The organism is Rhizobium sp. S96 (genome assembly GCF_030382195.1).
In the GTDB taxonomy this organism is placed as follows: Bacteria; Pseudomonadota; Alphaproteobacteria; order Rhizobiales; family Rhizobiaceae; genus Rhizobium.
The window spans coordinates 247,201-262,139 of record NZ_JAUDRY010000012.1 but is presented as its reverse complement, the minus strand read 5'-3'; the positions used below and the strand labels follow the sequence as shown (position 1 = coordinate 262,139).

The following is a 14,939-nucleotide window of genomic DNA, read 5'->3' as shown; positions in this document are numbered from 1 at the left end:
CTCTGCAACCCCGGCCAGCGCCGGGCAGGCCAAGCGCTGATCTACAGAGCAAGGGGGTCAAAATTGGACGCCGATATGGGGTCAGTTTTGGGTGCCGATTGACAGCTTGTCTGCCTTCCTTAATACTTGGCCACTTAGATTGGTGCGCGCGCCGCCTTTCCTGCCAGGATGGATCGGCAGACCGCCATGGCCCCAAAGGGCGCTGAAGCACGGGACCCAACCCGGGCGGTTTCGCCGCGACCAAAGTCAGCATTGCGTCCATCCCGGCAGAAGTCATTGAAAACGATCCACGGCCTGTCTCAGAACCACCGGCAATCAGGTTCCTCATATGGCTTTGGCTGCTCAATCGGTATATCGCCTCCCAAGTGGTGTAATTTTCGGGGTACTCATTCTGGATGAGCCCTTGAGCGATCGCCTTCACTGCCGGAGCTTCCGGCGTGATTGCGGGGGATCGTCCTCGTTAGCGGGCAGCAGTAGCTGCACCAAACAAAACGCGTCGACGCGTTCCGAACGCCGCCCCTGTTCGATCCCCATGAGACGGCGCATCGGATCGGAGAACTCCTTGATCCGTGCGCCGTCCCAGGTCAGCGGGTTGGAGGTGCCGCTGGAGAGTAAGGTCCCGCCGCGCGCGGCGGGACGCATTCATCAATCGTAGAGCACCGCCGCCACCTTGGCGTCGGCCAGATTGCTTTTGTCGTACCAGTAGAATCCGGTGTCGATCACTTTTTCCAGCTTCTCGCCCTTGCTTACTTTGGCAAGCGAATCCACGACGCACTGGCCGATGCCGACCGGGTTCTGGGTGATCGCGCCATACTCCGAGCCGTCGACGATCGCCGCCTTCTGCTGCTTACCGGAATCAAAGCCGATCACGATGATCTTGGACTTTGCTTCGCGTGCCGCCTGCAGCAGGCCGATCGCGGACCCCTCGTTGGAAGCAAAGATCCCCTTGATGTCAGGGTGGGCGGCAAGCATAGCCTTGGCGCTTTCCGTCGCGACGAGCGGGTCGCCGCCATACTGGATGTCGACGATCTTGATGTCGGGAGACTTGCTCTCGATCTCGTTCTTGAAGCCGTCACGGCGCTGGATGCCGGTCTGGCTCGTCTGGTCGTGGACGAGCATGCCGATCTCGCCCTTCTTACCGATAGCCTCGGCCATCTTTTCGCCGGCTGCTGCGGCCGCCTTCAGGTTTATCCGTCGAGCAGGTGGCGAGAGGCAGGTCGCTGTCGACGCCAGAGTCGAAGGCGACGATCGGGATCCCGGCTTCGTGCGCCTTTTTCAGCAGCGGCACTTCGGCCTGGGAGTCGAGTGCTGCGAAGCCAAGTCCTTGCGGTTTCTTGGCGATCGCAGCGTTTAGCATGTCGATCTGCTTGTCGATCATCGTCTCGGTCTCAGGGGCTTCGAAGGTGATGGTCACGCCGTTCTTCTTGGCGGCCTCTTCCGCGCCGGCCTTCACGGCCTGCCAGAACTGGTGCTGAAAGCCCTTCGAGATGATCGCGAAATAGGGCTCCGCTGCGAAGCCTGGCGCCGAAGCACTCGCCGCAAGGCCGAGAGCGAGTGCCGAAATCAATGTGGTCTTCTTCATGTCTTCTCCTCCAGTGGGTTTTGTTGATGCCGCTCTTCGGAGGCGGAATTCGCCTTCATGCGTGTGTTTCTGTGGAATTGCCCTCCCCACTCACCTTTGCTTGCGAAGAACCATGTCGACGAAGACGGCGACGATGATGATGATTCCGGTGACGACGATCTGCCATTCCTGGGCGACACCCATGATCCTGAGGCCGTTGTTGAGAACGGAGATGATGAATGCGATGGCGAAGGAATGCGGCTTCGCATCGACGCAACACACTCTCCCGGCCACGACGCCCCAGGACGAACTCGAAGCGCTTGTTGCGCGCCTGAACGCCGATGACGCAGTTCATGGCGTTCTGGTTCAGCTGCCGCTGCCGGCACATCTCGATGGCGAGCAGATTACGCAGTCCGTCAGTCCCGCCAAGGATGTCGATGGCTTGCATGTCGTCAACGCAGGCAAGGTTGCCACCGGTGATCTCGACAGCGGGTTCGTCTCCTGTACGCCCGCCGGGGCGATGGTGCTCGTGCGCAGCGTTCACGGAAGCGATCTCTCGGGCCTGAACGCCGTTGTAGTCGGGCGCTCGAACCTCTTCGGCAAGCCGATGTCCGCACTTCTTCTGGCGGCGAATGCGACGGTAACGACCGCTCACTCCCGGACCAGGGATCTGCCCGCCATCCGCCGGAGCGCCGATATTCTCGTCGCCGCGGTTGGGCGTCCCCATATGGTCACGGCGGATTGGATCAAGGCGGGCGCGACGGTCGTGGACGTCGGCATCAATCGTGTCCTTGTGCCCGGAGAATCTGACGGCAAGACACGCCTCGTGGGCGACGTTGCCTTCGAAGAAAGCCGGGCCGTCGCCGGGCCGTGACGCCCGTTCCGGGCGGTGTCGGGCCGATGACCATAGCGATGCTGATGGCCAACACAGTCACGGCTGCGTATCGCGCGGCCGGCATCAAGCCGCCCAAGTTCGGATAGCCGCGTCGTTCGTATCAAGCGGAAAGACACCCTTTCGTCGAAAGCGCAGAGATCCTCGCTCAAGCGACCGAAGCTCTTTGTGATGGCGCCTCTGACACTTTGGAGTGTATGCTGATGCTGCATTACCTCCAAAGAATGTGTGGATTGCTGCAATTGGGAAATTTCCGAATCTCCTGCAACGGCTACGATGTTTGCGGATGATTACTTTGCCTAATCATCAAGAGGTCACTGCAAAACGAACATTGTCTGTTTTGCGGTGACCTCGCCAAAATCGGATCATCTGCGGTCGATGCGACGCGCTGACGACGGAAACGAAGACGCGTCTGCACCGAGAACGAGGGGAGCTCCGATGGGCCTTGCCGGGCTAGGCTTTTTCATCGCGGCCATGCTGCTTGCGGCGCCGGTGGTGTCCCTGTCTTCAGCTCTTGCCCAACCATGCGAACCGCAGACCTTTGAGGAGACCCGCTTCATCGTCTGTACGTGGGAACCGGGAAAGGCCGAGCTGCGATTGTTTTGGAAGAATGGCGAGGATGAGCCCTACCGCTATTTTTCAAATGTTGCCGATGCCGTTCGCGCAGAAGGGCGGACACTGACCTTTGCGGTCAATGCCGGCATGTACCTTCCCGACTTCTCGCCGCTGGGTCTCTACATCGAAAATGGCCATGAGCTGCGACCCGCCAATACGGCACAAATGACGGGCTCCGTCGTGCCGAACTTCTACAGGAAGCCCAACGGCGTGTTCTTTGTTCAGGAGCAAGGTGCTGGGATACTCCCTACCGATGATTATCTGAAGCGTGGGCTCGATGTGCGTTTCGCCACCCAGTCCGGCCCGCTTCTTGTCATCGAGAATAGGTTAAACCCGATCTTTATCCCGGGCTCATCAGACAGAACCCGCCGCAGCGGCGTAGGTGAGTGCGGGGGCACGGTTCGCTTCGCAATCAGCGAAGACGCTGTGAATTTTCATGATTTCGCGCGACTGTTTCGCGACCAGCTGAAATGTACCAATGCCCTGTTTCTCGACGGCGGCGGCGGCGTGGGCATTTACGCTCCTGCATTGGAGCGCAACGACATGTCCCTGCATGGCGGTTTCGGCCCTATCTTGGGCCTCGTGGAGCGATGAGCCTATCCGTGGGATTGCGAGATGCGCTCGTCTGCTTGATGCCGCGGGCGCCCTGCTCTCGTCTCAATTCGAGATCAGATGATTGCCGCGCCGACGCGATTGCTGCAAAGACGTGCCTGATAGCGTCGCCGAAAGGGAAGAGAGACGATGAGCTACGATTTTCACGTTGGCCAGAAGGTCGTTTGTATCGACGATACGTTCAAGCACGTCAGCATCGACCAGGGCATCCGCAAGGGCGAGATCTATACGCTGCGCTGGGTCGGCGAATACACGCATTACATCGACGGCACCTTCTTCGGTGTGAAGCTGGAAGAGCTGCATCGCGGCAACGATGACGGGCCGGAAGGATATGGCGCCGCCGACATGCCGTTTCGCGCGACACGTTTCCGCCCGCTCGTCAAAGACAAGATCTCGTCTCTGCGCAAGCTGCTGAACCCCACGCCTGATGCTCCTGTCGAACCCAAGGTGAAGGTCAAGAAGACGGAAAAGGTCTGAGCGCGGTCGACACAGACCTTGATTGATGGCCGCGTTGCTGTAGACACCACGCTAGGACGCGACTGCCATGAACTTTAGCATGGGGTCGGGCGACGGATTGACGTCAAGTTGCTGCCACGAGATCACGTGACCGTCCCTTTGATCATCTCGGTCCCCTCGCGTATCTCAACGAATGAACCCGACGCTCGCACCATTTGTGTGAGAAAATCGGCTTGCTCCTTCATGATCGCCGCAATTGAATGACGCAGCATTCTGGCGCTATATAGGACGATCGTAAAAATCTCAGAGAGACGCGCCGGTGCTGCAGGAAATCACGAACGAGACCATTGCCGAGAGCGGCTACCGCCGCATTAGGGCCGATATCATTTTCGGCAGGCTGGCTCCCGGGCAGAAGCTGAAGCTGGAAAGCCTGAAAGAATCCTACGAGACGAGCATCAGCACCCTGCGCGAAATCCTCAACCGTCTGTCTTCGGAAGGCCTTGTCGTTGCCGAAGGTCAGCGTGGCTTCGAGGTCTCTCCGATGTCGGTCGCCGATCTCAAGGAGATCGCGGCACTTCGTCTGCTTCTGGAAACCCATGCGCTGGAGCAATCCTTTGCCTATGGCGAGGTCGAATGGGAAGCGCGCCTCGTGTCGGCGCACTACAAGCTGGCCCGCATGGAGAAGGTGATGGCGTCGGGCGACACCACGAAAGCCGAGGACTGGAAACGCTATGACTGGGAGTTTCACCAGGCATTGATTTCGGCCTGCGGTTCGAAACTATTGATGGAGACCCACTCTGCCGTCTTCGACAAGTATCTGCGATACCAGATGGTAGCCCTCTCCTATCGCGGCGATGTCGCCGCCAACGAGCATCAGCAACTGCTGGACGCGGCCTTGAAGCGCGATGGCGATACGGCCAAGCGGGTTCTCGCCTTGCATATTCAAGGCGGCGTCGAACACGCCTTGGCAAAGGGCTCGCTTTCGTAGCGCATGACCTGACGCCAATGGCGAAATCATCATATCAAGTGCATCCTGTTGTACATTTTCGGTTCCGCCGTTGTATTGTGTAGCGAACCAGGAGGGGCCATGCTCAAGCGTGTAGTGGAATCGACCGAGACGGTCGGTGATGTCGTTTTCCGGCAGATCCGGCAGGACATCATCTCGGGCGCGTTGCCGCCGGGCGCCAAGATAAAGCTTGAGCAGGCGAAGGAGCGCTATTCCATCAGCGTCTCGTCCCTGCGCGAAATCCTCAGTCGCCTGACGAACGAAAATCTGGTGATTGCGGAAGGCCAGCGCGGCTTCGAGGTCAGCCCGGCCTCACGGAAAGAACTGATCGAGCTTGCCGACCTCAGGATCGTGCTGGAAACGCATGCGATCGGTCTTGCCTTTGCTGCCGGCAATCTCGAGTGGGAAGGCCAGATCGTGGCCGCCCATCACAAGCTCGCGGCAGCTGAAAAGAACCTGCTGGCTGGCGATGCCTCCCGGACCATCGATTGGGTCCGATACGACTGGGAGTTCCACCAGGCCATCGTCTCCGCCTGCAACTCGGCAACGCTGATGACGACGCTATCGTCCGTCTTCGACCGCTTTCTCCGCTATCACATGCTCGCCCAGAGCTTCCGAGGCAAGGCTGTCGTCGACGATCACAAGCTCCTGTTCGAACTTGCCATCAAACGGGATGTTGAAGGCGCAAGAGAGGTCGTGCGGCGACACGTGCAAAGCGGCGTGGAACACGTGCTGAAAAGCGGCCGCATCCCCTGAGACCCACCCGGCGCTCGTCCTCCTACGCGGCGTCTTTCGGTACGCCTTCCGGCCGCATCTGCTTTTTCAGAGCGGCGATCCGGAAAATCGCATTCGGCGCACCATATCCGCGATAGCCGCGGCGCTCGACGATCTCGAAGAAGAAGCCCTCCCCATAGGTCCCGCTGTAGAGCTGGAAATACTCGCCGTGCTCGTCACGATCGTAGAGGATATTTTCGGCCTTCAATCGCTCCGTGAGCTCCGGATCAAGGCCAAACCGAGCCTCGATATCGTCGTAGTAGTTGGGAGAGATGTGCAGCGGCTTGAAACCATGCCGCCGAAGGGCCTCTGCGGTGACAAAGATATCATCCGTTGAGAAGGCCAGGTGCTGGATGCCCGATCCGAACTTCTCGGCAATGAAATGCCCGGCCAGGGTTCGGCGATTCTCGGCACCGTTCATCGTAATCCGCAGTGCGCCACTCGTGTTCTCGACGACCTGACTACGCACCACGCCGCTCGGATCGATGATATCGACCATCGGCGTCTTGGTCGCCTCGAAGATCGACGTATAGAAGAGCAACCAGGTCAGCATCTCGTCATAAGCGACCGTCTGCGCGATATGATCGACGCGGATGAGCCCGGCGGTCCGCGCCTCCCCGTCCTTGGCAACCGGCTCGAAGTCGATCTCGGAGAAGCGGCCAAGCGCACTGTTGTCGTCGATCAGATAGATAAGACCGCCGCCGACGCCCCGGATCGCGGGAAGCTCAAGCTCGCCGTCAACCACAGGCTGGCGAAATGGCTCAGCATCGAGCGCCAGCGCGCGCTCGTAGGCCTTCGCTGCATCGTCGACCACAAGTGCAAGCGCGTAGGCAAATGTCCCGTGAACAGCATAGGCGGCGTTGGCAAACCCGGCCTGATCAACGTTGATCAGTATCCGTATCTCGCCCTGCTCGAACAGCGTGACCTTCTTCGTCTTGTGGACCGCCGTTTTGCGAAAACCAAGCGCTTCCAGCAGGCCAACCAATCCGACGGCCTCATCCTCGTCGGTCGCGAATTCGACGAACCCGACCCCTTCGACCTTGGCTCGTTCCGGCATGGCAATACCGACCGGGCTGTTCTCGCCCAAACTGCGCCGCACCTGATCTCCGAGGTAGATCAGCGAGCGATGGCCGTCGGCTGCGATCGCCCGCGTGGAGCCTCCGCGAAACTGGTCGTTGAAAATCTCCAACGAGAAGTAGCCATCATATCCGGTTGAGGCGACCGCTTCGGCGAAGGCCGTAACCGGCAGGTCGCCCTCACCAGGCATATTGCGGAAGTGGCGGCTCCAATAGAGCAGATCCATATCGATCAGCGGAGCATCGGCGAGCTGGACGATGAAGATCTTCTCCTTCGGGATTGATCGGATGGAGTTGATGTCGATCTTGCGCGACAGAGAATGAAAGCTGTCGAGAATGAGCCCGACATTCGGGTGGTCTACGCGCCGAACGATCTCCCAGGCATCCCGGTGATCGTTGATATGGCGACCCCAGGCAAGCGCCTCGTAGCCGACCCTCAGCCCGCGTTTGGCGGCCCGCTCACCCAGTTCACGGAAGTCTGCGGCAGCGCGGTCGATGCCGCCAACAGAGGCTGGCGAAACATTGGAGCATACGAGCACCAGGTCGGTGCCGAGCTCCTGCATCACATCGAACTTGCGCTCGGCGCGATCGAAGGTCCGGCTCCGCAGCGGCTCCGGCATGCCCTCGAAGTCTCGGAAAGGTTGGAACAGCGTGATCTCGAGCCCCTGGGCCCTCGCCATCTTGCCGACGTCGGCCGGGCTGCCATCGAACGCCAGAAAATCGTTCTCGAATATCTCGACGCCCTTAAATCCGGCGCGCGCGATCGCCTCAAGCTTCTCCGGCAGTTCGCCGCTAATGGTTACCGTCGCAATGGAGGTCTTCATGGCCACAGCCCTTCCCGTTTCAGCGTGATGAGGAGAAAGGCCGGCGGCACGATTGGGTGCCGCCGCCAAAATCCTCCTGCAGTCATTATGACGAATGTCGTGAATATTTCAATTCGGTTGGTGAAAATTGGATTCTCATATGATTTCGAAAAACTATGTTGATTTATCGGTCCCGGTCTGCCAATTATTAACAACAGTCAATTTGGTGAGGGATGGCTGTCCGGTCGAAGGACCGTCAAACGGAGGAGGAATAAATGTTCAAATCAATGCTGACGCGCCGAAATGCCATGCTTGGCGCTGCCGCGGTCGTCGCCGCTGTCGCCATGGCTCAGCCGGCGAGCGCAATCACGCCCGACGAGATCAAGGCCAAAGGCAAGCTTGTGGTCGGGATCCAGGGCGACAACCCGCCGTGGGGTTTCGTGACCAGCGCTGGGAAGCAGGATGGTCTTGATGCCGACATCGCGACGCTGTTCGGCAAGGAGCTCGGCGTTCCGGTCGAATTCGTCCCGCTTGAAGTGAACAACCGCATTCCCGCGCTGACGACGGGCCGCGTTGACGTTCTCTTCGCAACCATGGCCATGCTTCCGGATCGCGCAAAGGCCGTCCAGTTCAGCAAGCCTTATGTGGCCAACGCGATCGTGCTGATCGGGCCGAAGTCGGCCGAGATCAAGACGAACGCTGACATGGCCAAATTCACTGTCGGCGTTGCCAAGGGCGCTGCCCAGGATACGCAGGTCACCAAGAACGCGCCTGCGAACACGACGATCCGCCGCTACGACGGTGATGCCGCCAGCGTGCAAGCACTTGCCTCCGGCCAGGTCGATACCCTCGGTGGCAACATCTTCTACATGGATCGTGTCGAAAAGGCCCGCCCGGGCGAGTTCGAAAACAAGCTCGAGTTCCAGAAACTCTACAACGGCGCCTGCACGCGCCTGGGTGAAAAGGAAATCAACGCGGCGCTCAACACCTTCATCGACAAGATCAAGGCAAACGGCGAGCTGAAGAAGGTCTACGACAAGTGGATGAAGGTTCCGGTTCCTGAGTTCCCCGCGACCCTGGACGGCATTCCGTTCACCGTGAACTGAGCCTTTCTACCCTGACACTACGGACCGCCGAGGCGGGCATCAACGATGCCCGCCAACGCTGATACCATGCCGCCGGACGAGCCTCGGCTTGCGGCGAGGAGCGTGATGATGAGCAAGACGATCTTTGTACTCAACGGCCCGAACCTGAACCTGCTCGGTCAACGCGAGCCGGCGATCTACGGCACCACGACGCTTCATGACATTCGCGAGCGATGCATCGCCAAGGCTCGGTCACTTGGCTTCGACGTCGACTTCCGACAGACGAACTTCGAAGGCGAACTGGTCGAAAGCGTTCATCAGGCGCGCAACGAGGCGTGCGGCATCGTTATCAATCCCGCTGCCTACACCTTCACATCCATTGCGCTGCTGGATGCGCTGAAGACATTCGCCCCGCCGAAGATCGAGCTGCATATCTCGAACGTGCATGCCCGCGAGAGCATCTACCACAACTCGCTGATCTCACGCATCGCAACCTCGATCATGATCGGCTTCGGTGCCGACGGATACGAATTGGCGATCCAGGCCATGGCCGGAATGGTCACGCGCGCGGCGCATTGAAGACGAACTTGAGCCGGAGAAATCCGCATGGACTATAAATTGGACTTCACGCCTGTCATCGATGGTCTGCCGACCCTGCTGATGGGCTGTCTCGGCACCTTCCTGCTGGCGATCTCGGGAATGCTGCTCGCGATCATCATCGGCATCGGCGGCGTTGCCCTGCGCGACTCCCACATCAAGTGGATGCGCTGGCTGGTCATCGGATTTGTCGAACTGATCCGCAACACGCCGTTTCTGGTGCAGATCTTCTTCATCTACTTCGCCCTGCCCCTCGCCGGCATCAGGTTGGATCCGACGCCGACGGCAATCATCGCACTCGGCATCAATGGCGGCGCCTACGCCATCGAGATCATTCGTGGCGGCGTCCAGTCGATCCCGAAGGGACAGATGGAGGCCGGCCTGGCGCTCGGTCTGCATAAGGCGCAGGTCTTCCGGCTGATCATCCTGAAACCGGCATTGCGGGCGATCTACCCCTCGCTGACGAGCCAGTTCGTCCTTCTGACACTCTCGACGAGCATCGCCTCGGCAATTTCTGCCTACGAGCTGACATCGGTTGCCCAGCGCATTGAATCCGACAGCTTCCGAAGCTTCGAAGTCTATTTCACCGTCACGATCTTCTACCTCGTGATCTCCTGGCTGATGATGCGCCTCTTCTCGTTCTTCTCGGCGCGTTACTTCACCTACCCCGTCAAGTAGGGAGCGATTTCCATGGGCAATGAAGAACTCGTTTTCCTGCTGATCGGTTTGAAATGGACAGTCGTCCTGTCGGCAATCGGCTTCGTCTGCGGATGCATCGCCGGCCTGGGCGTGGCACTTGCCCGGACCTCGGGTAGCCCGCTGCTGGAGCGCATCACGTCCGGTTATATTGCCGTCTTCCAGGGGACGCCCCTGCTGATGCAGCTATTCGTGGTCTATTACGGACTTGCGCTGATCGGCCTGAAGCTCGATGCCTGGCTCGCCGTCGCCATCGGCCTCACCCTTCACGCCAGCGCCTATCTCGGCGAGATCTGGCGCGGATCGATCGAGGCAGTCCCGCGAGGACAGACGGAAGCCGCCAAGGCGCTCAGCCTCAAGTATGTCTCGCGCATGAAGGATATCATTCTTCCACAGGCGCTCCGCATTTCGCTGCCGGCCACGATCGGCTTCCTGGTTCAGTTGATCAAGGGCACGTCGCTCGCATCGATCGTCGGCTTCACCGAGCTAACGCGCGCCGGCAACATCATCTCCAACCAGATCTTTCAACCCTTGACCGTCTTCGGCGTGGTCGGCGCGCTTTACTTCCTGATGTGCTGCCCGCTGACGATCCTCGGCGCACGCCTGGAACGACGGTTTGCCGCGTCGGCGCGCTGATCGCCTCCGATCCCGCTCGACCCTGACACAAGCACGTGGAGACTACCGATGACCAATGCTGCCCAGTCCCAAGCCGCAGAAACCATTATCACCATGGAACGGGTCGAAAAGTGGTACGGCGCGTTTCAAGCCCTGCACGATATCAACCTGTCGGTTCGCAAGGGCGAAAGGATCGTGCTGTGCGGTCCTTCTGGCAGCGGCAAGTCGACCCTGATCCGGTGCATCAACCACCTCGAAGCCTACGAGAAGGGCAAAATCCGGGTCGGTGGCATTTTGCTCGGAAACCAGGCGAAGGCGATCGACGCGGTTCGCCGCGAAGTGGGCATGGTGTTTCAGCAATTCAACCTGTTTCCGCACCTGACCGTGCTGCAGAACTGCATGCTGGCACCAATGCGCGCGCTTGGCGTCAGCAAGGCGGAAGCCGAAGAACGCGCCCGCACCCTTCTCGACCGCGTCAAGATCCTCGAGCAGGCCGAGAAATATCCGCTGCAACTCTCAGGGGGCCAGCAGCAGCGAGTAGCCATTGCCCGCGCGCTCTGCATGCGGCCGAAGGTGATGCTCTTCGACGAACCGACTTCGGCCCTCGATCCGGAGATGGTCAAGGAAGTGCTCGACACGATGATCGGGCTCGCCGACGAAGGCATGACGATGATCTGCGTGACCCATGAAATGGGCTTCGCCCGTCAGGTCGCCGATCGGGTGATCTTCATGGCGAGCGGTGCCGTCGTCGAGGAAGCGCCGCCATCGGAGTTCTTCACCAATCCCCGGCATGAGCGAACCCGAAAATTCCTCGGCGAGATTCTGCGCAACTGATGACCGCTCAACGTCGCAACGCAGGGAGCCACCGATGAAGCTGTTGAAGATCGCGGTAATGGGCGCCGGGCTGATCGGCAAGCGCCACGCACAGCATGTCCTGGCGCAACCCGATACCATCCTGTCATCGATCATCGACCCGTCGAGCGACGGACGGGCTTTCGCGGAGGAGATCGGCGTGGGCTGGTCCCCGAGCTTCGCAGAGATAGCGCGGGACGATCGCCCCGACGGTGTCATCGTCGCCACGCCGAACCGGCTTCACGTCGAGAATGCGCTGGAAGTCATCGAAGCGCGTATTCCCGTGCTCGTGGAAAAGCCTATCGCGGACGATGTCGATGAAGCGGCGGCACTCGTTGCCGCGGGCGAACGAGATCGGCTGCCGATCCTGGTTGGTCATCACCGCCGCTACAACCCGATGATCCTGAAGGCCAGAGAGATCCTCGAAAGCGGCAGGCTCGGTCGGATCATCGCGGTACACGGGACCTTCTGGGTCGCAAAGCCTGACGACTATTTCGACGTCGCCTGGCGGCGCGAACCGGGTGCAGGCCCGATCTTCGTCAACCTTATCCACGACGTCGATCTCTTCCGCTATCTCTTTGGCGAGGTCGACGCCGTCCACGCCATGCAGTCGAGCGCGGTCCGAGGCCATGCGGTCGAAGACACGGCCGTCGTCTCGATGCGCTTTGCGAACGGCATCCTGGCGACGCTGAGCGCAAGCGATGCCGTCGCCTCCCCGTGGAGCTGGGAGATGACGACAGGCGAGAACCCTTCCTTTCCCCAGCAGGACCAATTTTGCTACCAGATCGGCGGCACGGACGGTTCGCTGAGCATTCCACATCTTGATCTATGGACGAATGCCGCGCGACCGGACTGGCTGGCGCCCCTCGCCCGCGAACGAATTTCCTTTGTCCCGACCGATCCGCTCAAAGCCCAACTCAGCCATTTTTGCGACGTCATACGGGGCGACGCCGAACCGATCGTCAGCGGACGGGAGGGACTGGCGACCCTCAGGGTCATCGAGGCAATCCGAACCTCTGCTCTTTCCGGGCAGATGGTCGGGCTGGACACCATCACGACACCAAGGGTCCAATAGAATGATTACCGGGACCACCAAACTCATCGCGCACCTCGGCTATCCGACCGAGTCCTTCAAGGCGCCGCTGATCTACAATCCCTATTTCGACGCAAACGGGATCGATGCAGTCGTCGTGCCCATGGGCTGCAAGCCGCAGGACTACCCATCGTTTCTCAAACTGGTCTTTCGCCTCTCCAATATTCACGGCGCCCTTATTACAATGCCGCACAAGATCGCGACGATGAGCCTGCTCGACGAGGCATCGACCAGCGCGAAGGTGGCGGGCTCATGCAACGCCGTCCGCCTCGATCATAACGGTCGCCTGATCGGCGACATGTTCGATGGCGAAGGATTTGTGCGTGGCGTTCTGCGCAACGGACGAGAGGTCGCCGGCGCGAGCGTTCTGATCGTCGGTGCTGGTGGCGTCGGCTCGGCGATTGCTGCCTCGTTGGCAAAGGCAGGCGTCCGACGCCTTTCGATCTTCGATCCCGATGACGCCACCATGACCGGCCTGCGGGATCGCTTGCGGCAATACTACCCGAACGTCGAGATAGCCGTCGGCTCCGCCGATCCGTCCGGTCACGACATCGTGGTGAACGCGACGCCACTCGGCATGAAAAAGGGCGACCCCTTGCCGATGGACGTCTCCCGCATCGCGCCGTCGACCTTCGTCGGCGAAGTGGTGATGAAGGAAGAGATCACCCCCTTCCTTCAGGCCGCCCGCGCAAGGGGCTGTGCATTCCAGGTCGGCACGGACATGCTGTTCGAACAGATCCCGGCCTACCTGGAATTCTTCGACTTCCCGACGACGACCGCCGAGAACCTGCGGAAAATCGCGAAACTCACCTGACTAGGCGCCCGTAAGACGATGGACGGCAATTGAGAGACATCATCAACTGCGCCACTGGAAGCGCAGTTGATGAGCGTCCAGAACTAGGCTCCCGCCGAGCCGAAGACGACGTCTTCAAGCCACGGGTTCGAGAACTTCCGTTCCGGATCCATGCGATTGCGGATGCGCGCGAAATCCGCAAGGCGCTCATAGCTGGCGCCGACGTGGCGGCGGCTAAAGACCTTGCCCCAGTGCGGCAACGCCTGAAGCGGTGCGAGCACATCTTCGATATGGCGGACCGCGGCGCTGACCGCATCCTGATCGCGAACCCAGGTGAAATGGAACGATACGGTGTCGCGTTGATATTGCGGGCTGAGCCACAGCTGATCGGCGGCGACAGTCCTGATTTCACCTGCCTGGACCAGATGCGCAAACCTGTTGCGGACCGATAGCAGAGCCTCGACCGCGGCGGCGCCGTACTCCTTGGGAACGTGATATTCCGATTGTATCTCTTCGCCGCTGCTCGGGAGAAAGCCCATCTTGAAGTGAGGCAACCTGTCCGACCACCGGCCGTATTCGCCAAGCTGGTCGGTCGCGTTCCGCGCATCCAATCCACTGATCGGATGTCTCTTGACCTGCGCCCGGACCGCACCATGAATGGCCGCCGGCCAATCGTCGCCTGCCCCGACCCGCTTCAGCCAGATCGAACCTGCCTGCTCCCTCCATTGCGTGAACACGCTCACGCTGTAGGCAGCACCCGTGATCTCATCGAGGTTCTCGACCAGCTTGTCCCATGTGAGACCGTCATAGACGCACTGCGCGACCTGAAACTCCGGCTGAACATCGAGCGTCACACGCGTGACGATGCCGAGCGCGCCGAGATGCACGACCATTCCGGCGAAATCCGCATCGCCGCGCTTCACCGTCACGAGGCTACCGTCACCTGCCACGAACTCCAGTCCTGAAACCGCCGTCGCCAGATTTCCATTGAGATTTCCGGACCCATGGGTCGCGGTGGCGATGGCGCCGGCGATCGAGATGTGAGGCAGCGATGCCAGATTGTGAAGGGCGAGACGATGATCGTGCAGAAAAAGCGCAAGCTCGCCATAGGTGCAGTGACCGCCAACGGAGACCTGCGTTCCATCCCCTTCGATTACTGCGTTCGTCGGCATCTCGGACAGCGACATGGCGACTTGCCCATCGGCGATAGCGTTGAACGAGTGTCGTGACCCAAGCGCCTTTATCGTCTGAGAGCGCGCCACGATATCGCAAACGTCCTCGACCGAAGACGGATAGACGCAGTCGCGAAAGCTGTAGTGAAAACTCTCTGCCCAGTTGGCAGCAGGAACCTGTCTCATGAACGATACCTTCTCGAATCCGGCGGATTGAATTTATTTATCCGAAGCGGCGACG

16 protein-coding genes and 1 pseudogene are annotated in these 14,939 nt (G+C 60.0%); 12 read left to right on the top strand and 5 right to left on the bottom strand.

The features are described 5' to 3' along the window. Positions 1–417: 417 nt before the first annotated feature. The 3 genes from QTL94_RS16060 to QTL94_RS28335 are packed head-to-tail and all read right to left on the bottom strand — an operon-like array spanning position 418 to position 1,582. Positions 418–642: a hypothetical protein gene (locus QTL94_RS16060; protein WP_289802543.1), complete on the bottom strand. Its 225-nt coding sequence runs from the start codon at positions 640–642 to the stop codon at positions 418–420. A gap of 3 nt (positions 643–645) precedes the next feature. Beyond that, the gene (locus tag QTL94_RS28340) at positions 646–1,155 is read right to left on the bottom strand and encodes a substrate-binding domain-containing protein (protein ID WP_354666062.1); all 510 of its coding nucleotides are present in this window, start codon (positions 1,153–1,155) and stop codon (positions 646–648) included. After that, positions 1,136–1,582 (bottom strand): substrate-binding domain-containing protein, encoded by a 447-nt coding sequence (locus tag QTL94_RS28335; protein WP_354666061.1) that lies wholly within the window; start codon positions 1,580–1,582, stop codon positions 1,136–1,138. Before QTL94_RS28335 ends, QTL94_RS28340 begins: the two co-directional genes overlap by 20 nt. 181 nt (positions 1,583–1,763) lie before the next feature. On the opposite strand from QTL94_RS28335, the pseudogene QTL94_RS16045 reads away from it, so the two are divergent. The 5 genes and pseudogenes from QTL94_RS16045 to QTL94_RS16025 all read left to right on the top strand — a co-directional run bounded on the left by QTL94_RS16045 (position 1,764) and on the right by QTL94_RS16025 (position 5,898). Beyond that, a pseudogene (locus tag QTL94_RS16045) lies at positions 1,764–2,542 on the top strand (tetrahydrofolate dehydrogenase/cyclohydrolase catalytic domain-containing protein). A gap of 349 nt (positions 2,543–2,891) precedes the next feature. After that, complete coding sequence (locus QTL94_RS16040; protein WP_289802542.1) at positions 2,892–3,662, top strand: phosphodiester glycosidase family protein; 771 nt, start codon at positions 2,892–2,894, stop codon at positions 3,660–3,662. 147 nt (positions 3,663–3,809) lie between these two features. Then, on the top strand, positions 3,810–4,157 hold the full coding sequence (locus tag QTL94_RS16035; RefSeq protein WP_065693533.1) for a CAP-Gly domain-containing protein: 348 nt from the start codon (positions 3,810–3,812) through the stop codon (positions 4,155–4,157). Positions 4,158–4,455: 298 nt separating this feature from the next. Continuing rightward, the gene (locus QTL94_RS16030; protein ID WP_113522366.1) at positions 4,456–5,124 is read left to right on the top strand and encodes a GntR family transcriptional regulator; all 669 of its coding nucleotides are present in this window, start codon (positions 4,456–4,458) and stop codon (positions 5,122–5,124) included. 99 nt (positions 5,125–5,223) lie between these two features. Then, positions 5,224–5,898, top strand: coding sequence for a GntR family transcriptional regulator (locus tag QTL94_RS16025; protein WP_289802541.1), 675 nt, complete (start codon positions 5,224–5,226; stop codon positions 5,896–5,898). Positions 5,899–5,920: 22 nt separating this feature from the next. On the opposite strand, the gene QTL94_RS16020 is transcribed toward QTL94_RS16025, so the two are convergent. Next, entirely contained in the window at positions 5,921–7,816 is a 1,896-nt protein-coding gene (locus QTL94_RS16020) for a bifunctional sugar phosphate isomerase/epimerase/4-hydroxyphenylpyruvate dioxygenase family protein (protein WP_289802540.1), read from the bottom strand. 254 nt (positions 7,817–8,070) lie between these two features. Between QTL94_RS16020 and QTL94_RS16015 the strand changes: the two genes are divergently transcribed. From QTL94_RS16015 to QTL94_RS15985, 7 genes are all read left to right on the top strand, one after another. Continuing rightward, positions 8,071–8,901, top strand: coding sequence for a transporter substrate-binding domain-containing protein (locus QTL94_RS16015; protein ID WP_065693529.1), 831 nt, complete (start codon positions 8,071–8,073; stop codon positions 8,899–8,901). Between the two features lie 108 nt (positions 8,902–9,009). Next, on the top strand, positions 9,010–9,459 hold the full coding sequence (aroQ, locus tag QTL94_RS16010) for a type II 3-dehydroquinate dehydratase (protein ID WP_289802539.1): 450 nt from the start codon (positions 9,010–9,012) through the stop codon (positions 9,457–9,459). Positions 9,460–9,486: 27 nt separating this feature from the next. Continuing rightward, positions 9,487–10,155, top strand: a complete 669-nt coding sequence (locus QTL94_RS16005) for an amino acid ABC transporter permease (protein ID WP_065693528.1) — start codon at positions 9,487–9,489, stop codon at positions 10,153–10,155. Between the two features lie 12 nt (positions 10,156–10,167). Beyond that, entirely contained in the window at positions 10,168–10,809 is a 642-nt protein-coding gene (locus QTL94_RS16000; protein ID WP_289802538.1) for an amino acid ABC transporter permease, read from the top strand. Positions 10,810–10,857: 48 nt separating this feature from the next. Beyond that, the gene (locus QTL94_RS15995; RefSeq protein WP_289802537.1) at positions 10,858–11,622 is read left to right on the top strand and encodes an amino acid ABC transporter ATP-binding protein; all 765 of its coding nucleotides are present in this window, start codon (positions 10,858–10,860) and stop codon (positions 11,620–11,622) included. A gap of 34 nt (positions 11,623–11,656) precedes the next feature. Beyond that, positions 11,657–12,715: a Gfo/Idh/MocA family protein gene (locus QTL94_RS15990; RefSeq protein WP_289802536.1), complete on the top strand. Its 1,059-nt coding sequence runs from the start codon at positions 11,657–11,659 to the stop codon at positions 12,713–12,715. Position 12,716: 1 nt separating this feature from the next. Continuing rightward, positions 12,717–13,547 carry a shikimate dehydrogenase family protein gene (locus QTL94_RS15985; protein ID WP_289802535.1) on the top strand — a complete coding sequence of 277 codons (831 nt, stop codon included), beginning with the start codon at positions 12,717–12,719 and terminating at the stop codon, positions 13,545–13,547. An 83-nt stretch (positions 13,548–13,630) separates the two neighbouring features. Here the strand turns inward: QTL94_RS15985 and QTL94_RS15980 are convergent, their stop codons facing one another. Beyond that, positions 13,631–14,884: a D-arabinono-1,4-lactone oxidase gene (locus tag QTL94_RS15980; RefSeq protein ID WP_289802534.1), complete on the bottom strand. Its 1,254-nt coding sequence runs from the start codon at positions 14,882–14,884 to the stop codon at positions 13,631–13,633. Between the last annotated feature and the right edge of the window lie 55 nt (positions 14,885–14,939).